The 24,870-nt window shown below is 69.9% G+C and carries 21 protein-coding genes; 7 read left to right on the plus strand and 14 right to left on the minus strand.

Features of this window, described 5'->3' with window-relative positions:
• Positions 1–71 precede the first annotated feature (71 nt).
• Genes AC5JOC_RS13415 through AC5JOC_RS13425 form a run of 3 tightly spaced genes read left to right on the plus strand, consistent with a single transcriptional unit; the run spans position 72 to position 3,105 of the window.
• Positions 72–1,229 (plus strand): sensor histidine kinase, encoded by a 1,158-nt coding sequence (locus AC5JOC_RS13415; RefSeq protein ID WP_159879261.1) that lies wholly within the window; start codon positions 72–74, stop codon positions 1,227–1,229.
• Positions 1,226–2,458: a hypothetical protein gene (locus tag AC5JOC_RS13420; RefSeq protein WP_192006704.1), complete on the plus strand. Its 1,233-nt coding sequence runs from the start codon at positions 1,226–1,228 to the stop codon at positions 2,456–2,458. The genes AC5JOC_RS13415 and AC5JOC_RS13420 overlap by 4 nt, the downstream gene beginning before the upstream one ends.
• Entirely contained in the window at positions 2,455–3,105 is a 651-nt protein-coding gene (locus AC5JOC_RS13425) for a response regulator transcription factor (RefSeq protein WP_056012577.1), read from the plus strand. The genes AC5JOC_RS13420 and AC5JOC_RS13425 overlap by 4 nt, the downstream gene beginning before the upstream one ends.
• Positions 3,106–3,141: 36 nt before the next feature.
• Here AC5JOC_RS13425 and AC5JOC_RS13430 read toward each other — a convergent pair whose 3' ends face one another.
• The 7 genes from AC5JOC_RS13430 to AC5JOC_RS13460 form a co-directional block, all read right to left on the minus strand.
• Positions 3,142–4,443 carry an MFS transporter gene (locus AC5JOC_RS13430; protein WP_137243326.1) on the minus strand — a complete coding sequence of 434 codons (1,302 nt, stop codon included), beginning with the start codon at positions 4,441–4,443 and terminating at the stop codon, positions 3,142–3,144.
• Between the two features lie 76 nt (positions 4,444–4,519).
• The gene (locus tag AC5JOC_RS13435; protein WP_079707231.1) at positions 4,520–4,828 is read right to left on the minus strand and encodes a thiamine-binding protein; all 309 of its coding nucleotides are present in this window, start codon (positions 4,826–4,828) and stop codon (positions 4,520–4,522) included.
• A gap of 2 nt (positions 4,829–4,830) precedes the next feature.
• Entirely contained in the window at positions 4,831–6,060 is a 1,230-nt protein-coding gene (locus AC5JOC_RS13440; protein WP_079707400.1) for a glycosyltransferase 87 family protein, read from the minus strand.
• Between the two features lie 89 nt (positions 6,061–6,149).
• A complete protein-coding gene (locus tag AC5JOC_RS13445) occupies positions 6,150–7,691 on the minus strand; it encodes an FAD-dependent oxidoreductase (protein ID WP_159879267.1) in 1,542 nt (513 codons plus the stop codon).
• Between the two features lie 58 nt (positions 7,692–7,749).
• Positions 7,750–8,637: an FAD:protein FMN transferase gene (locus tag AC5JOC_RS13450; protein WP_494246559.1), complete on the minus strand. Its 888-nt coding sequence runs from the start codon at positions 8,635–8,637 to the stop codon at positions 7,750–7,752.
• 20 nt (positions 8,638–8,657) lie between these two features.
• The gene (locus tag AC5JOC_RS13455; RefSeq protein WP_139382578.1) at positions 8,658–9,185 is read right to left on the minus strand and encodes an FMN-binding protein; all 528 of its coding nucleotides are present in this window, start codon (positions 9,183–9,185) and stop codon (positions 8,658–8,660) included.
• A 149-nt stretch (positions 9,186–9,334) separates the two neighbouring features.
• Positions 9,335–10,198, minus strand: a complete 864-nt coding sequence (locus tag AC5JOC_RS13460; RefSeq protein WP_494246560.1) for an ADP-dependent NAD(P)H-hydrate dehydratase — start codon at positions 10,196–10,198, stop codon at positions 9,335–9,337.
• A gap of 140 nt (positions 10,199–10,338) precedes the next feature.
• Between AC5JOC_RS13460 and AC5JOC_RS13465 the strand changes: the two genes are divergently transcribed.
• Positions 10,339–11,415 (plus strand): NADH:flavin oxidoreductase/NADH oxidase, encoded by a 1,077-nt coding sequence (locus AC5JOC_RS13465; RefSeq protein WP_494246561.1) that lies wholly within the window; start codon positions 10,339–10,341, stop codon positions 11,413–11,415.
• A 75-nt stretch (positions 11,416–11,490) separates the two neighbouring features.
• On the opposite strand, the gene AC5JOC_RS13470 is transcribed toward AC5JOC_RS13465, so the two are convergent.
• The 3 genes from AC5JOC_RS13470 to AC5JOC_RS13480 all read right to left on the minus strand — a co-directional run bounded on the left by AC5JOC_RS13470 (position 11,491) and on the right by AC5JOC_RS13480 (position 15,319).
• Positions 11,491–12,540 (minus strand): hemolysin family protein, encoded by a 1,050-nt coding sequence (locus AC5JOC_RS13470; RefSeq protein ID WP_064295254.1) that lies wholly within the window; start codon positions 12,538–12,540, stop codon positions 11,491–11,493.
• The gene (locus tag AC5JOC_RS13475) at positions 12,537–13,856 is read right to left on the minus strand and encodes a hemolysin family protein (RefSeq protein WP_137243333.1); all 1,320 of its coding nucleotides are present in this window, start codon (positions 13,854–13,856) and stop codon (positions 12,537–12,539) included. The genes AC5JOC_RS13470 and AC5JOC_RS13475 overlap by 4 nt, the downstream gene beginning before the upstream one ends.
• Positions 13,857–14,005: 149 nt before the next feature.
• A complete protein-coding gene (locus AC5JOC_RS13480) occupies positions 14,006–15,319 on the minus strand; it encodes an MFS transporter (protein ID WP_159880341.1) in 1,314 nt (437 codons plus the stop codon).
• 203 nt (positions 15,320–15,522) lie between these two features.
• Here AC5JOC_RS13480 and AC5JOC_RS13485 point away from each other — a divergent pair, with 203 nt between their 5' ends.
• Positions 15,523–16,368, plus strand: a complete 846-nt coding sequence (locus AC5JOC_RS13485) for a LysR substrate-binding domain-containing protein (protein WP_124770211.1) — start codon at positions 15,523–15,525, stop codon at positions 16,366–16,368.
• Here the strand turns inward: AC5JOC_RS13485 and AC5JOC_RS13490 are convergent.
• Both AC5JOC_RS13490 and guaB1 read right to left on the minus strand, forming a co-directional pair.
• A complete protein-coding gene (locus tag AC5JOC_RS13490; RefSeq protein WP_494246562.1) occupies positions 16,346–16,684 on the minus strand; it encodes a hypothetical protein in 339 nt (112 codons plus the stop codon). The two genes, AC5JOC_RS13485 and AC5JOC_RS13490, sit on opposite strands and share 23 nt — an antisense overlap.
• Positions 16,685–16,732: 48 nt before the next feature.
• A complete protein-coding gene (guaB1, locus tag AC5JOC_RS13495; protein WP_071262471.1) occupies positions 16,733–18,172 on the minus strand; it encodes a GMP reductase in 1,440 nt (479 codons plus the stop codon).
• Between the two features lie 134 nt (positions 18,173–18,306).
• Here guaB1 and AC5JOC_RS13500 point away from each other — a divergent pair, with 134 nt between their 5' ends.
• Positions 18,307–22,074, plus strand: a complete 3,768-nt coding sequence (locus AC5JOC_RS13500; protein WP_494246563.1) for a multifunctional oxoglutarate decarboxylase/oxoglutarate dehydrogenase thiamine pyrophosphate-binding subunit/dihydrolipoyllysine-residue succinyltransferase subunit — start codon at positions 18,307–18,309, stop codon at positions 22,072–22,074.
• Positions 22,075–22,210: 136 nt separating this feature from the next.
• Positions 22,211–23,914, plus strand: a complete 1,704-nt coding sequence (locus AC5JOC_RS13505) for a cation:proton antiporter (protein ID WP_494246564.1) — start codon at positions 22,211–22,213, stop codon at positions 23,912–23,914.
• Between the two features lie 16 nt (positions 23,915–23,930).
• Here AC5JOC_RS13505 and AC5JOC_RS13510 read toward each other — a convergent pair whose 3' ends face one another.
• A complete protein-coding gene (locus AC5JOC_RS13510) occupies positions 23,931–24,182 on the minus strand; it encodes a zf-HC2 domain-containing protein (RefSeq protein WP_079707242.1) in 252 nt (83 codons plus the stop codon).
• On the minus strand, positions 24,179–24,868 hold the full coding sequence (locus AC5JOC_RS13515) for a sigma-70 family RNA polymerase sigma factor (protein ID WP_079707243.1): 690 nt from the start codon (positions 24,866–24,868) through the stop codon (positions 24,179–24,181). Before AC5JOC_RS13515 ends, AC5JOC_RS13510 begins: the two co-directional genes overlap by 4 nt.
• Positions 24,869–24,870 lie beyond the last annotated feature (2 nt).

The following is a 24,870-nucleotide window of genomic DNA, read 5'->3' on the forward strand; positions in this document are numbered from 1 at the left end:
CCGACACCCGTTCCGCGGCGGTCGTGTCACCCGATAGGGTGACTCCTCAGAGGAGCGTGAGCATGGATCGGGTGGCGAGGACCCAGCGACGGCTGCTGCTGCGTACGACGCGTCTCTTCGGACTCGCGGGGTGCGTCACGGCCGCGATGATCCTCAGCGTCCCGGGCGTCGTCTCGGGAGGTCGGTACACCGTCCTCCTCGTCCTCGTCGCCGCCCTCGCGCTCACCCACGTGGCCGCCGAGCAGTACGACGGCCGTCGGTGGGTGGTGCTGGTGTTCCTGGTCGGTGTCGGGGTCGTGATCGTGATCGGTCTGTCCGACGGGAACACCGGCCAGGTCGGCTCCGCGAGCGCGATCGCCGCGATCACCTCCCTCGGCATGGGCGCCGTCGCGGCCCGACTCGTGCCGCTCCGGCGCACCTGGCCGTTGCTCCTGACCGCGTTCGTCGTGACGGCGGTCACCATCATCGTCGTCACCGGGCCCACCGCGCTCACGGTCCCGACCATCGGCCTGACCGCGGTCGTGTGGGTCGCGATCGGTGCCTTCGGCGGGTGGCTCGACACGAGCATCCCGCGGCTCATCCGCCGGGTCGACACCATCGGCAACGCCTACAACGCCGAGCGGCTCGCGAGCCAGGCCGAATCACAGCGACGCCAGGACGCACGACTGCTGCACGACACCGCGCTCGCGACCCTCACGATGCTCGCCCACTCCGGACGCGGCGTCGACGCCGCAGCCCTCCGTTCGCAGGCCGGGAACGACGCGCATCTGCTCCGCAGCCTCCGCCTCGGCGAGGAGCTCAGCCCCGTCTCCTCCGGCTCGTACATCCTCCAGCGCGGTGCCGACTTCACCCTCGACGAGGGCATCGAGGCCGTGACGGACCGGTTCGCCGGGCTCGGCCTCACGGTCAACGTCTACGGCGGTGGACAGGCGAACCTCGACCCACGTGTGCGGGAGGCGTTCCTCCTCGCGCTCGGGGAGTGCCTGGAGAACGTCCGGCGTCACTCCGGGGTCGACTCGGCCGACGTCACGGTCTCGATCGACGAGCTGACCGCCCGACTCCTCATCACCGACACCGGCACCGGGTTCGATCCGTCGGCCGTGCCGGACGGCCACCTCGGCGTCGCGGAATCGGTCGTCGCGCGCATCCAGGAGGTCGGTGGGCAGGCGCGCGTCTTCTCCGCCCCGGGGGCCGGGACGACCGTCATCCTGGAGGTCCCGCAAGCATGAGTGTCGACGCCCTCGTTGAGGCCACCGGGCCGACCCGGCGCTACCGCCATCGGCGCGCCATCGACCGGCAGCGCTCGTCACTCGGAACGACACAGCTCGGCATCGGACTGTCGGTGTCCGGCCTCATCCTCGTCGTCTACGCCGCGATCCGCTTCGTCGGCTCGGTCCACCACTACCCGCGACCACTGCTCAGCGTCGTCGCCTGGCTGCTGCTCACCGCGGCGATCGCGTCGACCTTCCTCCTGCTCCGCCGTTCCGCGTTCCACCTCTCGGACCGGCTGTTCGTCGCGCTCCTGATCCAGCTGGTGGTGGTCGCCGCGCTCGACCTGGCGAGCGTCTGGAGTCGCGACGCCGTTGGCGTCTATCCGACGGCGGCCGCGGCGGTCGGCGGCGTCCTGCTCGCGGTCGTCGCCCTCCGCCCGGTCCGCGACATCGCCGCCGCGACCGTGGTGCTCGGGCTGATGCTCGTGGGGTCGATCCTCACCGTCACGCGGACCCAGACCGCGACGCTCGGGGCGGAGTTGCTCTTCGCCGCGGTCGCCGTCGTCCCCCCGCTCATCGCCTGCGCGATCGTCTCCCAGTACCGCCGGATCGTCCGCCTCGAACTCGACCGGGTCATGGTCGCCTCCACGGTCGCGAGCGTCCGGGACGCACTCGGGTTCTTCGACTCGGAGGAACTCGTCACCCTCGATCTCGAAGCGGAGGAGCTGTTCGTCGGTGTCGCCGACGGCTCGGTCGACCTCCCGCTCAGCCCCGAGCTCGCGGCGCGCGCCTCCCGCCTCGCGACCGAGCTCCGGCGTCATCTGATGTCCGAGGGCAAGGAGTCCTGGCTCGAGCACGCGTTCCAGGAGTCGTCCGTGTTGTCGGACCGCGCGACCCTGCGCGACCCCGAGCGACTTGCGACGTATCTCGCAACGGATCAGCGGGATGGACTGCTCTCTGCAGTATGGTTGCTCCTCGGGGAAGCAGATGCGCAGAGTGCCAGAGCTGTGCTGACGCTCGGACCGGTCGACCGCTCCGAACGACCGGGCCGATCTGGTGCGCTCGTCATCCCGATCGTCCTCGAAGCGGTCGGAGTGCAACGCGCCAAGGTGGATCCCGCGGTGTGGGAAGCGCTCGGACGAGTGGGCAGCTCCACGGACACGTACCAGAAATCCCGGATCAGGATCGAGATCGACAGCACCGTCGACAATCCTGCTGCGGGCCAGCGGAAAGGGGAACGTCAATGACGTCACAGGAGTCTCGCATCAGGGTCGGCATCGTCGATGACCACCGGATGCTGCTCGGTGCGCTCACCGAATGGATCAGGAGCGTCGCCGACGACATCGAACTCGTCGTCGTGACCCCGTCCTGGCCGGAGCTGCTGACGCACCCCGCCTTCCCCGTCGACGTCCTGCTGCTCGACGTCGACCTCAAGGACAACGTCCCGGTCGCCGTGAAGCTCGCGACGCTGAAGACCACGGGCGTCACGACCGTCCTCATGAGCACCTACAGCGACCCGGCGGTCGTCCGAGAGGCATTGGCCGCCGGCGCCCTGGGCTACCTCGCGAAGAGCGAGGACGCCGAGACCATCGTGCACGCCCTCCGTGCGGCGTCACGCGGTGAGTCCTACATCTCCCCCGAGCTCGACCTCGCCCTCGCGAGCGGCGCCTCCGGGACCGGCCCCCGCCTCAGCGCGCAGGAGCGTCGCGTCATGGCGCTGTACGCCGCCGGTGAGCCCGTGAAGATGGTCGCCGAGAGCCTCGGCATCTCCGACGAGACCGCGAAGAGCTACCTCAAGCGCATCCGCGAGAAGTACCGCAACGCCGGCATCGACGTCGGCACGAAGGTCGCCCTGCGCAAGCGGGCGATCCTCGACGGCATCATCGTCGACTAGCAGCGCGGTGCGCCGACGCGAGCGCGCGGGTGTCGGTCAGACGGGGATCGGTGCCGTCGGCGGGTTGCGGTCCGCGATCCGGCGATCCTCGGCGTCGTTCGCCCGCAGGAGTTCGCGCCGGAGCTGCCGGCGTTCGACGGAGAAGCTCGTGATGACGATCCCGAGGCCGATCACGGTCAGCACCACACCGGTCCAGACCGGGGCGAGGTAGCCGAGGCCACCGGCGATGACCACACCGCCGAGGAAGGCGCCGAGCGCGTTGCCGATGTTGAGCGCCGAGTGGTTGAGCGCTGCGGCGAGCGACTGGCTGTCGCCGGCGACGTCCATGAGCCTCGTCTGGATGGCCGGACCGAGGCCCTGCGACGCGAAGCCGACCGCGAAGACGAAGAGGAACATGGTCGGGGTCCATGTCGCGGTGAGCGCGAGGGCGGTCAGGACCACGATCATGAGCGCGAAGAAGACGATCAGGGCTCGCTTCACCCCACGGTCCGCGAGATGCCCACCGACCAGGTTGCCGATCGTCATGCCGACCCCCATGGTCGCGAGCGCCCACGGGACGAGCGTCGCCGACTCCCCCGCGACCTCGGTCACCAGGGGCGCGAGATAGCTGTAGACGGCGAAGAGCCCGCCGAACCCGATGGACCCGAACCCGAGCACGAACCACACCTGGCCGCGTCGGAAGACACGGAGTTCCCGACGCATCGTCTGCTGCGGGTTGCCCGCCTGCACCGGCACGGCGAACCAGATGGTCACGGTCGCGAGCGCGAAGATGCCGGTGACGATGAGGTAGGCGGAGCGCCACCCGAACTCCTGGCCCACCCAGGTCGCGAACGGCACGCCCACGACGTTGGCGATCGTCAGCCCGGTCATGACGAGCGCGACGCCCTTGCCGCGCTTCCCCGGCCCCATGAGACTCGCGGCCACGAGGGCGGCCATGCCGAAGTAGGCGCCGTGTGGCAGGGCCGCGACGAACCGGGCCAGGAGGACGAGGCCGAAGCTCGGCAGGACCGCAGACGCGAACGTGCCGACGGTGAACGCGACGCCCAGCCAGAGCAGGACGGTCTTGCGCCGGTATCGCGCGACGAGCGCGGCGATCGTCGGCGCACCGACCACGACGCCGAGCGCGTACGCCGTGATCAACCAGGCGGCCTGTGCGTTCGCCTGCTCCTGGCTGCGAGCGGCCAGCTCGGGCAGGAGGTCGGTCGCGATGTTCGGCAGCAGACCCATCGCCACGAACTCGGTCGTACCGATGCCGAAGGCCCCGACGGCGAGCGCGAGGATGGCAAGACGAACACGGGTCGGCGACAGCTGCGTCGACCCGTCCAGGATGGTGGGCATGGATCGAGTGTACGGGAATCCTCGAATCGATTCGAGTCCCCGAGCGGCGAAACCGGACGACCGCTCGGGGGTGGGCTCAGCCGTCGTTCTCGAGCGCGGCGTCGAGGCGGTCGAGCTTGGCGGTCAGCTCACCCGTGTAGCCGGGACGGATGTCGGCCTTGAGGACGAGCGAGACCCGGCTGCCGTAGGCGCCGACCGCCTCGGTGGCGTCCTTGATGACCGCGAACACCTCGTCCCACTCCCCCTCGATGGTCGTGAACATGGAGTCGGTCCGGTTGGGCAGGCCGGACTCGCGGACGATCCGCACGGCCGCGGCGACCGCGTCGTGGACGGAACCGTCCGAGTTGCCGGAGCCGCTGGGGGCGACGGAGAAGGCGACGAGCATGGTCACTCCTTGTGGGTTCGAGCGGGGACGGGGATGGACACCGACGAGACGTCCTCGTCGTGGTGGGACGGGGTGAACAGCGCGTGGACGGCCCAGCCGGCGAGGACCAGGTAGGCGAGGTTGCGGACCGTCAGCACGGTCACGAGGACCGGGTCGACGTTGAGCAACCACAGGTACAGGTAGGGGTAGACGAGCTGCGTGAGCGCGGCGATCATCAGCGCGAGCACGGCCGGCGCGACGAAGCGCCGACGCTGCAGGACGATCCCGAGGATCACCGGTGCAGCCAACCACATCGCGAACTGCGGTGACCCGACCTTGTTGAAGATGATGAGCGTGAGGACGAAGAGGAGCGACAACGGCGCGAGCACCTGCACGAGGGGGCGTCCGGACCGCACCGCGAGCACCCCGAGGAGCACCGCCCCGGCGACGGCGAGGCCGAGCAGCGGCGTCATGACGGCGATCGCCGTGTCGACGCCCGGGCCGGTCACCTGGAAGGTCAGGATGTCGCGGTCGTAGTAGACGAAGCTCTGCGGGACACCCAGGACGGCGAGCCACAGGTAGGCGTTGCCGATGGGCGACTCGATCTGGAGACCACGTCCGGTCTGCTCCGTCACGAAGCTGACGGCGTTCGCACCGCCGAGCACGAGGCCGACCCCGAGGACCACGACCGACGTCGCCGCCGCCGCGACCAGGACCTGTCCGCGATGGCGGTGCGCCAGGACGATCGCGCCGATCAGGGCCGCCGGCCAGATCTTCATCCAGGCGGCGAGCGTCAGGAGGACGGCGGCGACCCGCGGGCGGCCGGCGACCCAGAGGAGCCCGACGATCGCGATGGGGACGGTCACGGAGTCGATCCGGGCGAGCGCGATCGGTCCGAGCAGGAGGAGGAACGCGAGCCACCACCATGCCGCGATCAGCCGTGGGCGCGAGTGGCCGTTGCCGAGGAGGACCGCGAACGCCCCGGCGTTCATCGCGGTCACCAGCAGGAGCCAGCCGACGCCGTACCCGGCGCTGCCGAGCAGCAGGGGGATCAGCATCGGCACGATCGCGAGGATCGGATAGACCCAGGGCTCGTCGATGGCGGGGATCGGGCCGCCGGACGTCGCCTGTTCGACCCACGGCCGGTACACGAGGACCACGTCGCCGAGCGGGAGGCCCTCCGCCACGAGGCACAGCCAGCCGACGAGGAGGTGCACGAGGCCGAACCCGCACCAGAGGAGCCAACGCCGCATCACGTGGACCATCCTAGGCTCGTGCCGCCGATGGAACCGGTCCGCCACTCGCTCGACGCCCGAGCGGGTCGGGTCCGCGAGCCTGCTGATCAGTACCCGCTGAAGGCGTCGGTGCGGACGTGTCCGACGCCGATCCCGCGCAGGGCTGGCTTCAGGGCCTCGATCATCGCGGGCGGACCGGAGATGAAGACCTCGCGCTCGGCAAGGTCGGGGACGGCCTCGGCGAGGCGCTCGTGGTCGAGGCGCCCGGGTCCGAGACCACGCCAGCCGTCCGGCAGCCGGACGTCGTCCGTCGGTCCCACGACGAGCACCGGTGTCCCCCAGGTCTCGAGCTCGGCCGCGTAGGCGAGCTCCTGCGGGTCGGACACGACGTAGACGAGGACGACGTCGCGCTGGTCGGCACGGAGGTGCAGTCGGGAGAGCTGGCTGACGAACGGGGTGATCCCGATCCCGGCGGCGAGGAGCAGGATCGGCTTGCTCGTGTCCTTCGGCAGGACGAAGTCGCCCCACACACCGGTCGCCGAGAGGCTCGCGCCGACCGGCAGCGCGTTCAGCGCCCGCTTGAAGCTACTGGCCCGCTCGGGCACACGCATGGCCACGCGGATCGTACGGTCGTCGTCGGGTGGCGAGGAGATGCTGAAGACGCGCCTCGAGCCGCGGACGTCGGCTCCGCGGTGCGGCAGCGACAGCTCGAGGTACTGGCCGGCCGCGAACGGGATCGACCGCTTCGAGCTGAACCGGTACTCGACCGCCGTCGGGGTGAGCGCGCGGGTGCCTTCGAGCGTCAGTCGCATCCCCCGACGACGGGCGACGATGAACGCCAGCACGTTGCCCACGATGAGCGCGAGCTCGGGGGTCGACGCCACCTGGCCGAGCGTGAACGGGATGGAGAACAGCGCCGCGACGATCGCCGCCTCGGCGAGCTGCTGCCAGCGCCGCGGTGGAAGCGTGAGCGGCTCGGTGAGCATGAACGCGGCGAGGAAGAGGATCGGGTAGGACGTGAGCGGAGCCAGCAGTGCCGGTCCCAGCTCTTGACCACCGGTGACGAGCCGGACGGTGACGAGTGCCCAGGAGAGCACGATGAAGACGAGTGCCATCGTGAGTCGCTTCGTCCGGATGAGGACGAGGCCGCCGAGGATGACGACACCGGGCAGCAGCCACGGGTTGGCGACCCACCAGACCGACGGTGACACGCCGGGGAGGGTGACGTAGCTCGCCAGCACACTCATCACGAGTGCGGCGATGGCCGCCGGGTTGAGGACGTGTCGGCCCCGGATCGCGAGCAGGTACTTCGACGCCGAGGCGACCGTGGCGGCGAGGGCGATCCAGGCCAGCGCGGTGGGCTCGCTCGTCGGCCACAGGATGAAGAACAGCAGGAGTGAGGTGATGACGGACGACTCGCTGTGCGGCTGCACCTGGAACAGCGCGCCGAACAGGCGGTTCGTCAGGTAGCCGACGACGAGCAGCGTGGCCAGGGTGGCGAGGAGCTCGAGCGGCTTGTAGAACACCTGCCCGAACAGCGACAGCACGAAGGCGTAGATCGCGAGGGTGCCGAGTGACAGCGTCACGAGGCGGTACATGGTGACCCGCCCGAGGACGGTGCCGAAGAAGGAGCCGGTGCGGCCGTTCATGTGCGGTCTGCTTTCTGGGAGATGGTGCCGTCCGGGCTCGAGCCCTGTGGCGCGTGACTCAGGTGAAGAGTTCGCCGGGGAATCCGACGGACCGGTCGGTGAGACCGGTCGTGAACATACGGACGCTCTCGAAGGTGAACGCCTCCGCCAGGGTCTCGTGATCGGTGAAGAACAGTGCGGTGGCCAGTCCGTCGGCGACCATCGCGTCCGGGGCGGTGACCCAGGTCGCCGCGACGGTCCTCGTCGGTTCGCCGGTCCGGCCGTCGATGACATGGTGGAGTCCGTCGCCCCAGGCACGACGATTGGTCGCGGAGGCGCACAGGGCGCCGGCGTCGATCGTCGCGACTCCGATGGCCTTGCTGGGATCGTACGGATGCTCGAGCGCGATACGGAGCGGGTCCGCCGGGCGGGACCCGTGCTCGTGACGCAGGTCGCCCGAGGCGTCGACCGTGAAGGACTCGTGACCGTGGCTGCGGAGGAGGTCCGCGACGAGGTCGACGAGCCGCCCCTTGCCGGCCGCACCGATGTCGATCACGAGCGGGAGGCTCGTCTCGAGCACCTCGCCGTCCCACCGGGCCACGTCGTCCCAGTGCGGGGCGGCGACCGCCGGGCCCTGGGGGACGAGCGAGTAGGAGGCGTCGTAGCCGAGCCGTTCGAGCGAGGTGCCGATGAACGGCGTCACGGCCCCGGCGGTGGCATCGTGCAGACGCCGGTACGTGTCGAGCAGTGCGACCGCATCCTCGCGCGCGTCATCGGGGAAGGCGGTCGAGACCGGGCCGGCGGCGAACCGCGCGATGAACGCGTCGTCCCGGAACCTCGACCACGTCCGGTCGAACCGGTCGATGCACGCGGCGACGGCCTCAGCGGTCTCAGGCTCGAGCGGGAGAGCCGTGTCGAGCTCCCATCCGGTGCCGATCGCCTCGAAGCGCAGTGTCGTCTCGCTCATCGTCGGTCCGGCCCCGCGGCTCAGCCCTTCGCTTCGGTCTTGATCGTGTCGATGGCCGCGTTGAAGCCGCCGCTCGTGAGCGAGGAACCGGCGACCTTGGAGACCTTGAGGCTGTCGATGTCCTTGCCGACCACCTCGGCTGCGATCCCGGAGATGAACTCCGCCTGGTAGCGCTTGCTGTTCGCGCTCTCGGCGTGCGAGACGACGTCGACCGCCGTGACCTTGTCCTCGGCGAGCGTGACGGTCACCGTGATCGACTCGGTGCCGTTCGGCGACTGGTAGCTGCCGTCCGCGGTGTAGGAGCCGTCCTGGTAGTCGGTGGCGCCGGAGCCCGCTGCAGCGTCGGTGGAGGTGGTCGCCTCCGGCGCCGCCGTGCTCTTCGTCTCGGGAGACGTGGTCGTGGTCGAGCTGCCGGCGTCGGCCGCCGAGCAACCGGCCAGGCTGCCGACGAGGGTGAGGCCGGTCAGGGCTGCGAAGGTCGTCTTCTTCGCCGCCACGGACAGGCGTGGCGTGCGGACGGGAGGCTGGGTGGTGGTGGGGTTGCGCATCGTTCAATCTCCTCGGGCGATGTGTGGGCCGCGGTGCGGCGGCCGCCGTGGCGAGGTCTCTGCCGCGGTGGCACCAGTGTCCTGAGCTTCCCTATGGGCGAGCTATGAGCGTTCTGGGAGTTGTCCTTCGTCCACCGATGAACGATCGTTCAGCGCAGGAGACCACCGACGACACCGCGCACCGCTTCGGCCACGTCGAGCGCGGCCAGCGGGCCCTCGGCTGCCGCGGCATCCCCGGCAGCCGCGTGCAGCAGCACCCCGCTGGCGGCGACGCTCGCCAGGCAGCCGGGGTCGGCGAGCACGCGCTCGGCGTTCGTGGCGACGAGCGCACCGATGATCCCGGCCAGGGCGTCGCCGGTGCCGGCGGTCGCGAGCCACGGCGATCCGCCGGAGACCGTGATGGCGTCGCCGTCCGGCGCGACCACGTGGGTCGTGCCGCCCTTCAGCACCACGACGATGCCGAGGCGGGCGGCGACGTCGGCCGCGTACGACACCGGGTCGGCACGGATGGCCCCGACCTCGGCCGGGCTCCCCAGGCCGCTCAACATGGTCGCCAGTTCACCGACGTGGGGTGTGGCCACGATGCGCCACGACTCGTCGACACCGAACGCCCGCTGGTGGGCACCCGCGGCGACGCGACGGAGCGACCCGGCATCGGCGACGACCGGCTCGCCCCCGTGCAGGGCGGCGTCGAGCAGGGAGCTCTCCTCTCGGGTCAGCTTGCCGGGGTCCATGCCGGAGCCGATGAGCCACGCCTGCACGCGCCCCTCCGCCGTCACGATCTCGGGGCGGCGCTGCAGCACGAGGTTCGCCGGTCGGTCCGCGCCGAGGTAGCGCACCATGCCGACGCCGGTGCGGATCGCCGCCTCGACACCGATGACGGCGGCACCCGGGTAGCGGTCGGACCCGGTCACGACGCCGAGGACACCCCGGGAGTACTTGTCCGATTCGGCGTCGGGCACGGCGATCCAGTCGCGTGCGTCGGCAGGGGTCCAGAGTCGCGGTTCGGCCATGCCATCACCCTAGGCCAGTCGTCGCGGCGGACTGACGCTGAGCCGTCGATCGTCGGTCATCCTGCAGGCGGGAATCCGAACGCATTCCGGAACGTTGGGCCGGGTGGCGACGCCCGTCGCCCCGAGACCCGAGGAGTTCCGTGCCCCAGCTGTTCGATCCGATCACCATCCGCGACCTCACCATCCCCAACCGCCTGTGGATCGCCCCGATGTGCCAGTACAGCGTCGCCGCCCAGGACGGCGTCCCGACCGACTGGCACCTCATGCACCTCGGCCAGTTCGCGGCGGGCGGCTTCGGCCTCGTCATCTCGGAGGCGGCGGCGATCAGCCCCGAGGGCCGGATCTCGCCCCAGGACGCAGGCATCTGGAACGACGAACAGCGCGACGCCTGGCGACGGATCACCGCGTTCATCACCGAGCAGGGTTCCGTCCCCGGCATCCAGCTCGCGCACGCCGGCCGGAAGGCCTCCACGTTCGCCCCCTGGGGCACCGACGGTCAGGGCAGCGTCCCGATCGAGGACGGCGGCTGGTCGACCGTCGCCCCGTCGCCCGAGGCCTTCCCGGGCTACGCGGTGCCGGAAGCCCTCGACGATGAGGGCATCGACCGCGTCGTCGACGACTTCCGGGCGGCGGCCGTCCGGTCGGTCGACGCCGGCTTCCAGGTGATCGAACTCCACGCCGCGCACGGCTACCTGCTGCACCAGTTCCTCTCCCCGCTCGTCAACCACCGCGAGGACGGCTACGGCGGCTCGCTCGAGAACCGGGCCAAGCTCCTCCTGCGGGTCGTCGATGCGGTGCGCGAGGTCCTCCCGGCCGGTCTGCCGTTGTTCGTCCGGTTCTCGGCCACGGACTGGGTGGACGACGGATGGGACGAACACCAGACCGCGACCGTCGCCGCCTGGTGCGCCGAGCGCGGGGCCGACTTCTTCGACATCTCCACCGGCGGAGCCGTCGGCGGCGTCCGCATCCCGCTGTCCCCCGGCTACCAGGTCCCGTTCGCGGCGCACATCGGGTCGACGGGTGTCGACACGAGCGCCGTCGGACTCATCACCGACGCCCAGCAGGCCGCGGCCATCGTCGCCGACGGGCAGGCGGAGGCGGTCATGGTCGCCCGCGAGGCGCTCCGTGATCCGCACTTCGCGTTGCGCGCCGCCACCGAGCTCGGTGTGGAGGTGGCCTGGCCGGGCCAGTACGAGCGGGCCAAGCCGCGCGCCTGAGCGCGACCCCGACACGACGACGGCCCGCACGCGATCGCGTGCGGGCCGTCGTCGTGTCCGTGCTCCGGCGTCCGATCAGCGACGCCGGGTGGCGTCCTGGACCTCGCCGACGAGCTCCTCGATGATGTCCTCGAGGAAGAGGACCCCGGTGGTGGCGCCCGCTTCGTCGAACACCCGGGCGACGTGTGCCCCCGAGCGGCGCATCGTGGTCAGCGCGTCTTCGACGTCCGAATCCTCGAACACCGACACCAGCTGCCTGATGTGCTTCGCGGGCACCGGGCGCTCCTCGTCGCCACTGCCGTCGAGGTCGTCGTACCGCAGGACGTCCTTCAGGTGCAGGTAGCCGATCGGCACCGACTCGTCGTCGACGATCACGTAGCGGGAGTAGCCGTACTTGGCGACGGCGCGCTCCACGTCCGAGGGGGTGGCCTCCTCCGTCAGCGTGATGAGGCTCCCGAGCGGCAGGGCCACGTCGTGGACCTTCTTCTCGGTGAACTCGAACGCCGCCACGAGCGCACCCGTCGAGTCGGTGAGCACACCCTCGCGGGTGGACTGGTCGACGATGGTCGCCACCTCGTCGAGCGTGAAGGCACTGGCAGCCTCGTTCTTCGGCTCCACCCGGAACAGACGGAGGACGGCGTTCGCGGTCGCGTTGAGGGACACGATGATCGGACGGAAGACGCGCGCCACGAAGACGAGCGGCGGAGCGAGCAGCAGGACCGCACGATCCGGGATCGAGAAGGAGAGGTTCTTCGGGACCATCTCGCCGAAGACCACGTGGAGGTAGGAGACGAGCAGCAGCGCGATGATGAACGCCACCGTGCCGATGGTCTCCTCGGGCCAGCCGGTGAGCGCCAACGGCACCTCCAGCAGGTGGTGGATCGCCGGCTCGGAGACGTTCAGGATGAGCAGCGAGCAGACGGTGATGCCCAACTGACTCGTCGCCAACATGAGCGTGGCGTGTTCCATGGCCCACAGCGCGGTCTTGGCGCTCCGGCTCCCCTGCTCGGCGAGGGGTTCGATCTGCGACCGACGCGCGGAGATGACCGCGAACTCGGCACCGACGAAGAAGGCGTTCGCGAGCAGCAGCACCACGAGCCAGGCGATTCCTGCCCAGTCGCTCATACGTCACCACCGTCCTCCGACACGACGGGTCTCGGGGTGAATCGGATCCGATCGATCCGTCGGCCGTCGAGTCGCTCGACGCGGAGCGTGCCGTCCTCGAGCTCGAGCTCGTCGCCCGAGACCGCGAGTCGTCCGAGCTCGCTCATGACGTAGCCCGCGACCGTCTCGTACGGACCGTCTTCGGGGACACGCACGCCGGCGCGCTCGAGGAGCTCGTCGGGACGGAGGCTGCCCGGGAAGGTCGTGGAGTCGCGTCCGCGGACCACCCCGGCACGCGAACGGTCGTGCTCGTCGGCGACCTCGCCCACGAGTTCCTCGACGAGGTCCTCGAGGGTGGTCACGCCGGCGGTGCCGCCGTACTCGTCGACCACGACGGCCATCTGGTAGCCGCGTCCGCGCAGCTGCGAGAGCAGTACGTCCAGCTTCATCGTCTCGGGGACGCGCAGGGCCGGCGACTGCAGGGCCGAGACGGGCACCTCGCCGCGTCGGTCGCGCGGGACCGCGATGGCCTGCTTCACATGCACGACACCGGTGATGTCGTCGACGTCGGCATCGGTGACCGGGAAGCGCGAGTGGCCGGTCGACCTCGCGAGGGCGAGCACCGCCTGGGCGGGTTCGCCGCGCTGGATCGACGCGATGCGCGGCCTGGGCGTCATGACGTCCGACGCATCGTGGCTCGAGAAGCGGAGGGTGCGGTTGAGCAGGGTCGCGGTGTCGGCCTCGAGTGTGCCCTCGAGCGCCGATCGACGCACGAGGGACGACAGCTCCTCGGCCGTCCGGGCTCCCGACAGCTCCTCCTTGGGCTCGATGCCCATCGACCGCAGCAAGCCGTTGGCGCTGCCGTTGAGGACGACGATGGCGGGCTTGAACACCCAGGTGAAGGCCGTCTGGAACGGGACGACGAACTTGGCCGTCTGTCGGGGCAGCGCGAGCGCGAAGTTCTTCGGGACGAGCTCGCCGATGATCATGCTGAGCAGCGTGGCGAGGGTGATCGCGACGATCGTCGCCACGACGGCGACGACGCCCTCGGGGATCCCGATGGAGCCGAGCGGACCGGCGAGCATCGACGACAGCGCCGGCTCCATGGTGTACCCGGTGAGGAGGGTGGTCAGGGTGATCCCGAGCTGCGCGCTCGACAGGTGCGTCGAGGTGATCTTGAGCGCTGCGATCGTCATCGTCAGGCGGGTCTCGCCACGGTCGCGGCGGGCCTCGAGGTCGGCGCGGTCGAGGTTCACGAGCGCGAACTCGGAGGCGACGAAGAAGCCCGTCCCGATGGTCAGTACGAGGCCGACGCCGAGCATGATCCACTCAGACATGACGATCCCGTCCGTGCTGAGCGGTCGATGCCGGAGTGGGGGTTCCGTCGCCCGGGTGGGCGGTCGTCGCCCGTGATCGGGTCAGCACGGGGCTGGGATGGTGGCCGGGGGATCTGTCTGAAGGAGGGTCGTCCATTGTGCGGACGAGTCTATCGGACATCCGCGGCTGTGGACCCCGGATTTCCGGGGTTCTTCTCAGCCTCCGCGAGACGCCGGCGCTCCTCGGCCGCGCGACGCTTCCGACGCCGCAGGAGGAGGAACCGCACGCCGATGCACGCCGCGGCGAGCGCCGGGACCCCACCCGAGACGATCATGCCCACGTGTGCCCCGGCGACCTCGACGAGCCACCCCATGAGCGGACCGCCGATCGACTGTCCGCCGAGCAGCACCAGGATGTACAGCGACATCACCCGGCCACGGATCGCCATGTTGGACGACAGCTGGACGAGTGAGTTCGCCGCCGTGATGAAGAGGAGGTTCGCGACCCCGCCCGCGACGAGCAGGAGGGCGAAGGGGAGGAGCACGGGCATCGCCCCGGCGGCCGCCTGCAGGACGCCGACCGCCGCCGCCGCGACGATCACGATGCGCAGGTCCACACCCCCGCGCCGCGTCGACGCGAGCGCACCGGTCAGCGCGCCGACGGCGACGAGGGCGTTGAGGAACCCGTAGCCGCTCGCGCCGATGTCGAAGACGTCCGAGGCGTAGGCGGCGAGCAGGACCGGCAGGTTGAACGCGAACACCGACATGAACGCGACCATGATGACCGTCCACCGGATGGCCGGCTTCCGCATGGCGTACCCGAGTCCCTCCTTGAGCTGGCCCTTCGCCTTCGCGACGACCGGCGTCGGGACGAGTTCCGAGACACGCATGAGCGCCAGGGTGAGCACGACGCCGGAGCAGGCGAGGGCGTTGATCGCGAAGGACCACCCGGAACCGACGGCGGTGATGAGGACACCACCGACGGCCGGACCGACGAGCTGGCCGAGCTGGAAGACGGCGGAGTTGAGGCTGATGGCGTTCCGCAGTCTCGCCGGGCCCACGAGCTCGTTCACGAACACCTGCCTCGCCGGGTTGTCGACGACGGTGACGAGACCGAGCATGAAGGCGATGACGTAGATGTGCCACACCTCGACCGCGCCGCTGAGCGTCAGGATCGACAGCGCGACCGCGAGGACGGCGGCGAGCGACTGCGTGATCATGAGCAGCACGCGCTTGGAGTAGCGGTCCGCGATCACGCCGCCGAGCAGTCCGAACAGCAGCATGGGCGCGAACTGCATGGCGACCGTGATCCCGACGGCGGCGACGCTGCCGGAGAGCTCGAGGACGAGCCAGTCCTGCGCGATGCGCTGCATCCCGATCGCGGTCGTCGCGACGATGTGCCCGATCGTGAAGAGTCGGAAGTTCGGGACGCGGAGCGAGGAGAAGGTGTCCCGCCAGGCGGGACGCTCCCCCACGATCGGCATGGGGGCGGTGGGCGGTGGTGGAGCGACGGCGGTGTCGGATGGAGGGGTCACGGAGAGGGCCAGCGTTTCGTATGTCGAGTGCGTGTCGTATGGGTGGAGCCGCGGAGGCCGTCGGCTCCCTTCCACGCTATTGCCGACGCGACCATTTCCGAGCAGGATGATCCCTATCAGTCCTATTCGATTCCCGAATGATCGGCTCACGCATGTTCGACCCCGCCCTGCTGCGCACCTTCCTGGCCGTCGCCGAGACGAAGAACTTCACGCGCGCCGCCGCGCAGCTCGGGTTGAGCCAGCCGACGGTCAGTCAGCAGATCCGACGGCTCGAGGAGGCTGCCGGCCGGTGGCTCGTCGTCCGGGACACGAGAGCGGTCCGCCTGACCGACAACGGTGACGCGATGGCCGGGTTCGCGCGCACCATCCTCGCTGCACACGCCTCGGCGGAGAGCTACTTCACCGGCTCGGCGATGAGCGGTCGCCTCCGCTTCGGGGCCGCCGACGACCTCGCGATGACCCAGCTCCCCCGGATCCTGCGCCACTTCCGTCAGGGTCACCCGCAGCTGAACCTCGAACTCACCGTGAACCAGAGCGGGCCGCTCTACCGTCGGCTGAAGGCGGGCGCCCTCGACCTCATCTTCATCAAGATGCACCCCGGCCAGAACGAGGGCAAGCTCGTGCGGACCGACTCGATGGTCTGGGTCGGTCTCGAGAAGACCACGATCGAGCCGGGCCAGCCCGTCCCCCTCATCGCCTACCAGGACCCGAGTCTCTCCCGGCAGCTGGCGATCGACGCCCTGGAGGACGCCGGGCGCACCTGGCGGATCACCTGCAGCACCCGTGAGGTGAACGGCGTGCTCGCGGCGGTGCGGGCCGGGCTCGGTGTCGCGGTCTTCCCGCGCAGCCTGATCCCGAGCGACCTCGTCATGCTCAGCAACCGGCTGGAACTCCCGACCCTGGGCGGCGTCGACTTCACCCTGCTCGCGAACCCGTTGGCGGCGGCCGGCCCGGTGGAGGCGCTCTCCTCGGCCATCATGGACCGGTCGCTCGCCTGAACGAGCACGCGGCGGTCAGGCGTCGACGGACTCCGACGCCTCGGCGAAGGGTGCGGGGATGAGGTAGGTCTCGCGGACCTCGGCCGATTCGTGCGGGCCGCTGCCGTCGGGCGGCGGTGAAGGGTTCGTCGAACTCGACGATCCACGTCGTCAGCTGTTCGGTCCACACCGAGATGAACGCCGCAGCACGCTGGCGGCCGGGTGCGACGATGACCCCGGAGGCACGCTCCCCCGTCGAGGGATCGGATCCCGGGTCCACGAGCACGAGGACCTGCATGCCGACACCGAACCCGTGCGTCCCACCGTTCACCACCATGGGCCCATCATCCCACCGCGGTCGTGCGTGTTGCACCAGCGCCCCGGCTCACCAGGAGACGGGCAGCGCCTTGCCCTCCTCGTACCCGGCGGCCGACTGGACGCCGACGATGGCGCGCTCGTGGAAGCCGGGGACCGAGTCGGCACCCGCGTAGGTGAACGACGAGCGCACCCCGGCGGTGATCATGTCGAGGAGGTCCTCGACCGAGGGCCGGAGCGGGTCGATCGTGATGCGGGAGGACGAGATGCCCTCGGCGAAGAGCGTCTTCCGCGCGAGTTCGAACGGGTCGAGTCGCCCGAAGCGCTCGTGCACGGCCTTGGTCGACGCCATGCCCCAGCTCTCCTTGTAGAGCGACCCGTCGGCGGCGCGCTGCAGCTCACCGGGGGCTTCGATCGTGCCGGCGAACCAGGAACCGATCATGACCGAGGACGCGCCGGCCGCGAGGGCGAGGGCGACGTCGCGGGGGTAGCGGACACCACCGTCCGCCCAGACCTTCGCACCGAGGGCGCGGGCGGTCGCGGCCGTCTCGAGCACGGCCGAGAACTGCGGACGCCCGACCGCCGTCATCATCCGCGTGGTGCACATCGCACCGGGTCCGACACCGACCTTGAGGATGTCCGCACCGGCGTCGACGAGGTCCTGCACCGCGACGGCGGACACGACGTTGCCGGCGACGATCGGGAGGCCGAGACCGAGGGCACGGACGGCCGCGATCGCCCGGAGCATGCCCTCCTGGTGCCCGTGGGCGGTGTCGATCACGAGGACGTCCACCCCGGCGGCGGCGAGCGCCTGCGCCTTCACGGCGACGTCGCCGTTGATGCCGATCGCCGCGGCGACCCGCAGTCGGCCCGACGCGTCGAGCGCCGGCGTGTAGATGGTCGAGCGGAGCGCACTCGTGCGGCTGAGGGTGCCGACGACGGCGCCGTGGTGCAGCACGGGCGCGAACTCGAGGTCGGCGGCGACCATGAGGTCGAACGCGGCCCGGCCACCGGTCACGTCGTCGGCGTCGATCGAGGCGAGCGACCCGCGAGCGAGGTCGCCGAGCCGTGCGTCGGGCAGCGCCGTGGCGAGACGTGCGGCCGGGATGCAGCCGGCGAAGGCGTCGCGCTCGTCGTGGAGCACGATGCCGTGACCGGCGACCGCGGGGATGAGGCGCAGGGCGTCGGCCGCGGTCTGATCGGCGCGCATGATCAGCGGGGTGTCGAAGGCGACCGGCTGCTCCTTGACCCAGCGGATCGCCGCGTCGAGCTCCTGGAGCGGCATGTCCTGCGGCAGGACGCCGAGTCCGCCGCGCCGCGCCAGTGCCGCCGCGAGGCGTGGGCCGGTGACGGAGTTCATGTTGGCGGAGACGATCGGGATCGTGGCGCCGGTGCCGTCGTCCGGAGCCAGGTCGACGTCGAGTCGACTCGTGATCCCGGAGCGGCTGGGGACGAGGAACACGTCCGAGTACGTCAGGTCGTGGCTGGGAATCTCACCGATGAACCGCATGAGAACACCGTATCCCGACCGGCGTCCGAGCCGCACCGACGACGGAATGGGTTTAGGCTTGATGACTGGATCGTGCGGGCATGTTCCCTGCCTGCAAACAGTGAGAATTCAACGGAGAGAGTGGGCGATCGACGGTGTCGAGCCAGATGACCGGAGTGGGCGCCGATGACGGCGCAACGAACGAATTCGGAGCCAATGAATGGCTCGTCGACGAGATGTACGAGCAGTACCTCGTCGACAAGGATTCCGTGGACCGCTCCTGGTGGCCGATCCTCGAGCACTACCGGCCGGTGAACGGCGCAGCCCAGGGAACGACGGGCGGCCAGTCGGACGACGGTGCGGCAGCTGCCGGCGCCACGGCGTCGGCCCCAGCGCCTGCGGCGGCGGACGAGGCGGCCCGGGTCAACCCGCCGACGGCCCCGATCCAGGTCATCGGCGCGCAGCCGGTCGCCCGCACCACCTCGGTCCAGGCGAAGCCGGCCCCGATCCCGGCCGACGCCCCGATGACGAGCCCGAACCAGGTCCAGCAGCCGAAGAGCGACCAGACCGAGCCCGCTCCGGAGGACGTCGACAAGGTCACCGTGCTGAAGGGCATGGCCAAGTCGCTCGCCACCAACATGGACGCGAGCCTGACGGTCCCGACCGCGACGAGCGTGCGCACCATCCCGGCGAAGCTGATGATCGACAACCGCATCGTCATCAACAACCACCTGAAGCGCGCCAGAGGCGGCAAGGTCAGCTTCACCCACCTCATCGGCTGGGCCCTCATCCAGGCGTTGAAGGACTTCCCGAGCCAGAACGTCTACTACGAGGAGACCGACGGCAAGCCCACGGTCGTCGCCCCGGCGCACATCAACCTCGGCATCGCCATCGACCTCCCGAAGCCCGACGGCTCCCGCGCCCTCATGGTGCCGGGCATCAAGCGCGCCGACACCCTCACCTTCAACGAGTACCTCTCGGCCTACGAGGACCTCGTGACCCGCGCCCGCAAGGGCAAGCTCACCGGAGCCGACTTCCAGGGCGTCACGATCTCGCTCACGAACCCCGGTGGCATCGGGACCGTGCACTCGGTCCCCCGTCTCATGAAGGGCCAGGGCTGCATCATCGGCGCCGGCGCCCTCGAGTACCCGGCCGAGTTCCAGGGCGCCTCCGAGCGCACGCTCAACGAGCTGGCGATCGGCAAGACGATCACGCTCACGAGCACCTACGACCACCGCGTCATCCAGGGTGCCGGCTCGGGCGAGTTCCTCAAGGTCGTCCACGAGCTGCTCATCGGCAGCCGCAGCTTCTACCAGGACATCTTCGCCGCGCTCCGCATCCCGTACGACCCGATCCACTGGTCGCCCGACATCAGCGTCGACCTCGCCGACGCCGTCGACAAGACCGCCCGCGTCCAGGAGCTCATCAACGCGTTCCGCGTCCGCGGCCACCTCATGGCCGACATCGACCCGCTGGAGTACGTGCAGCGCTCGCACCCCGACCTCGAGATCGAGACCCACGGCCTGACCTTCTGGGACCTCGACCGCGAGTTCGTCACGGGCGCCTTCGGCTCGGCCCGCACGGCCAAGCTGCGCGACATCCTCGGCGTCCTCCGCGACTCGTACTGCCGCACCACGGGCATCGAGTACATGCACATCCAGGACCCCGCGCAGCGCAAGTGGATCCAGAGCAAGGTCGAGCGCAAGTACGAGAAGCCGACGCACGACGAGCAGATGCGCATCCTCGGCAAGCTCAACGAGGCCGAGGCCTTCGAGACCTTCCTGCAGACGAAGTACGTCGGCCAGAAGCGCTTCAGCCTCGAAGGCGGCGAGTCCACCATCGCCCTCCTCGACACCATCCTCCAGGGTGCGTCGCAGGCCCAGCTCGACGAGGTCGCGATCGGTATGGCCCACCGCGGCCGTCTCAACGTCCTCACGAACATCGCCGGCAAGACGTACGGTCAGATCTTCCGCGAGTTCGAGGGAACGCAGGACCCTGCGAGCCACGGTTCCGGCGACGTGAAGTACCACCTCGGCACCGAGGGCACCTTCAAGGCCGAGGACGGCCGCGAGATCCCGGTCTACCTGGCAGCGAACCCCTCGCACCTCGAGGCCGTCAACGGCGTGCTCGAGGGCATCGTCCGCGCGAAGCAGGACCGCGGGCCGATCGGCGCGTTCGGCACCCTCCCGATCCTCATCCACGGCGACGCGGCGATGGCCGGTCAGGGCGTCGTCCTCGAGACGATGCAGCTGTCCCAGCTGCGCGGCTACCGCACGGGCGGCACGGTCCACGTCGTCATCAACAACCAGGTCGGATTCACGACGCCTCCTGGCGAGGGCCGCTCCTCCATCTACAACACCGACGTCGCGAAGACCATCCAGGCGCCGATCTTCCACGTGAACGGCGACGACCCCGAGGCCGTCGTGCGGGTCGCGGAGCTGGCCTTCGAATACCGCCAGGAGTTCAAGCGCGACGTCGTCATCGACCTCGTGTGCTACCGCCGACGCGGCCACAACGAGGGCGACGACCCGTCGATGACGCAGCCGCTCATGTACAGCCTCATCGAGGCCAAGCGCTCCGTGCGCAAGCTGTACACCGAGGCGCTCGTCGGCCGCGGCGACATCACCGAGGAGGAGTACGAGGCCGCGCACCGCGACTTCCAGGACCGCCTCGAACGCGCCTTCATGGAGACGCACGCCGAGCAGACCTCGCCGACGCCGATCCCGACCGAGGTCCTCGACGAGGACGGCTACTCCGGCGAACTCGAGACGACCGGCGTCTCCGAGGGCGTCGTGCAGCTCATCGGCGACGCGTTCAACAACAAGCCCGCCGGGTTCACCGTGCACCCGAAGGTGCAGCAGCTCCTCGAGAAGCGACTCGACATGAGCCGCAACGGCAACATCGACTGGGGCTTCGGAGAACTGCTCGCACTCGGATCGGTACTCATCGAGGGCACCCCGGTGCGGATGTCCGGACAGGACTCCCGCCGCGGCACCTTCGTGCAGCGTCACGCCGTCCTCCACGACCGGGTCAACGGCCAGGAGTGGCTGCCGCTCGCGAACCTCAGCGACAACCAGGCCCGCTTCTGGATCTACGACTCGCTCCTCAGCGAGTACGCGGTCATGGGCTTCGAGTACGGCTACTCGGTCGAACGTGCCGACGCGCTCGTGCTGTGGGAGGCGCAGTTCGGCGACTTCACCAACGGCGCGCAGACGATCATCGACGAGTTCATCTCCTCCGCCGAGCAGAAGTGGTCGCAGCGGTCGAGTGTCACGCTCCTCCTCCCCCACGGCTACGAAGGCCAGGGCCCCGACCACTCGTCCGCGCGGATCGAGCGGTTCCTGCAGCTCTGCGCCGAGGACAACATGACCGTCGCACGGCCGTCGACCCCCGCGTCGTACTTCCACCTCCTGCGTCGCCAGGCGTACGCCCGCCCGCGTCGGCCGCTCGTCGTCTTCACCCCGAAGGCGATGCTGCGTCTGCGTGGCGCGACCAGCCCGGTGGCGGACTTCACCTCCGGCCGCTTCGAGCCGGTGATCGACGACGCACGGATCACCGACAAGGCCGCGGTCAAGCGGGTGCTCCTGCACTCCGGGAAGATCCACTACGACCTCCTCAGCGAGCTGCAGAAGCAGCCGAACGACGAGATCGCCCTCGTCCGCGTCGAGCAGTTCTACCCGGTCCCGGTGGCCGAGCTGAACGCCGTGGTCGCGCAGTACCCGAACGCCGAACTGGTCTGGGTACAGGACGAGCCGGAGAACCAGGGCGCGTGGCCGTTCATCTGCCTGGAGGCCGCCAAGCACCTCGAGGGTCGGACGATCCGCAACGTGTCGCGCACCGCGTCCGCCTCCCCCGCCACGGGTTCGGCGAAGCGTCACGCCGCCGAGCAGGCGGAGCTCCTCCGCACCGCGCTGTCGCTCTGACCTCAGCCGCACGACCGACGACCGCCTGTTCCGACAGGCGGTCGTCGTCGTCTGCGTCGTCGTCCGGACGCGGGTGGTCAGCACGGCGACAGCGATCCGTGAGTGGGCGGTGAGCCACCGCCAATAGGCTGACGCCATGGACTTCGCATTCCTCGCCGTCGTCGCGGTGGTGACCATCGTCGCGGTGGCCCGCTTCGCGAACAAGCTGCGCGTGGCAGCCCCGCTCATCCTCGTCCTGGTCGGCCTCGCCCTCAGCTATCTGCCGTTCGTGCCGGACGTCGAGGTCAAGCCGGAGTGGATCCTCGCCGGCGTGCTGCCGCCGCTCCTCTATTCGGCTGCCGTCAACGTCCCGCTGGTCGACTTCCGCCGCAACCTCAAGGCGATCTCCGGGCTCTCGGTCGTCCTCGTCGTGGTGTCGTCGGTCCTCATCGGCTGGATCCTGTCGACGATCCTCCCCGACCTGAGCCTGGCCGCCGGCATCGCCCTCGGCGCCGTCGTCAGCCCGACCGACGCGGTCGCCGCGACCTCCATCGGTAAGCGGCTGGGCATGCCGTCGCGACTCGTGAGCGTCCTCGAGGGCGAGAGCCTCGTGAACGACGCCTCGGCCCTCGTCCTCCTGCGCTCCGCCATCGCCGCGACCGCCGGGACGGTCTCGTTGTGGGGTGTCCTGGGCGACTTCGCCTATGCCGTGGCGCTCGCGATCGCGATCGGGATCGTCGTCGGGTTCATCACGGTCCGGATCCGATCCCGCCTCGGCGACCCGGTCCTGACGACGGTCATCTCCTTCGCCGTGCCGTTCATCGCGTATCTGCCCGCCGAGCACTTCCACGCCTCAGGCGTCCTGTCGGTCGTGGTCGCCGGACTCTACACCGGGCATCAGAGCGCGAAGTACTTCACCGCCCAGGACCGCATCAGCGAGCGCATCAACTGGCGGACGACGCAGTTCCTCCTCGAGAACGGGGTGTTCCTGCTCATGGGGCTCGAGCTCGAGGCCATCGTCTCGCAGGTGGAGCAGGACGACCTCGGCATCTGGTCGTCGATCGGCCTCGGGTTGCTGACCGCCATCACCCTCATCGTCGTCCGCATCGTGTTCGTCGGCGTCCTCGTCTGGTCGTTGCGACGCGATGAACGGGAGGCCCTCGCCCGGCGGCCGAGACTGGCGCAGGTCTCCGCACGCCTCGAGGAGCATCCGACGGAGAACGCGCGTTCAGCCAAGCGCAAGGCCGCCTTCTCGAGGTCGATCGCCCGGCGGAGCGCCGACCTGGACTTCCTGCAACGCGAGGGACTCGGCTGGCGGGGCGGCGCGGTGCTCGCCTGGGCGGGGATGCGCGGCGTCGTCACGATCGCCGCCGCGCAGTCGCTGCCGCTCGACACCCCGTATCGGGCGGAGCTGGTGCTCATCGCGTTCACGGTCGCGATCGTCACCCTCCTGCTCCAGGGCGGTTCCCTCCCGCTCGTCATCCGGCTGACCCGGGTCGGCGGGACGGACGAGCAGGCGGCGATGGCGGAGCTGGCCGGTCTCGTCGAGGAGATCTCGACCGTCGGTGTGGCCGCCCTCGACGACCCGCAGCTGCGCACGGACGGCGGGGAGCCGTTCGACTCCGCGGTCGTCGACCGGGTGCGCACGAGCAGCCTCATCCGCGTCGAGTCGGCGGCGGAACGCACCGATGCCGGCGTGGGCCCGCACGAGCAGTTCCGACAGCTGCGACGCCGAGTGCTCGACGCCGAACGCGATGCGCTCCTCGATGCGCGGGCGACCGGCAGCTACTCCTCCGAGGTGCTGGCGAAAGCGCAGCGGATGCTGGACGTCGAGGAGTCACGCCTCGACGGCGCAGGCTGATGCGGTCGGTCCGTCGTCAGGCGCTCTCGTGGGTGGCCTGGGTGGCCCGCAGCGACGCCAGGACCTGGTTCTTCAGGTCTTCGGGTGCCGTCTCCTTGCACGCCCGCTGGACGGCCTCGGTGAGGGTCTGGGCGACGAGCGCCTCGTTCTGACACTCCGGGCAGTTCGCGAGGTGCTCGCGGATGTCGGCCGCTTCGGTCGTGCACACCTCGTGACGGAGGTACTCCTCGAGGTCCTTCTTGGCCTTGTCGCAGCCGCAGTCGCTCATTTCTTGCTCCCCTGCTTCGTCACGGTGAACCCCCGGGACTCGGCGTAGTCGGCCAACAGGTCGCGGAGGAGTCGTCGGCCACGGTGCAGACGACTCATCACGGTCCCGATGGGCGTTTTCATGATGTCGGCGATCTCCTGGTAGGCGAAGCCCTCCACGTCGGCGAGGTACACCGCCAGGCGGAAGTCCTCCGGGATGGCCTGCAACGCGTTCTTCACGTCGCTGTCCGGCAGGTGATCGATCGCTTCGGCCTCGGCGGATCGGCTGGAGGTCGCGCTGATCGACTCGGCGCCGCCCAACTGCCAGTCCTCGAGGTCGTCGATGGTGCCCTGGTAGGGCTCGCGCTGCTTCTTCCGATACGTGTTGATGTACGTGTTCGTGAGGATGCGGTAGAGCCATGCCTTCAGGTTGGTGCCCTGTTCGAACTGCGCGAACGCGGCGAAGGCCTTGACGAACGTCTCCTGGACGAGGTCCTGAGCATCCGACGGGTTCTTCGTCATGCGCATGGCAGCGCCGTACAGCTGATCGATGAACGGCAGTGCCTGTGCTTCGAACAGTGATCGGGGGTCCGGCTCGGCCGGAAGGGCTTCTGGGTCGACGGAGGTCATCACCGGCCAGTCTACGGCCAGCGCCAGACGACCGTGATCGGCCTCCGTCACCGGTCGTTCCAGTACCGCTGTGGACATCC

Source organism: Plantibacter sp., assembly GCF_059073635.1.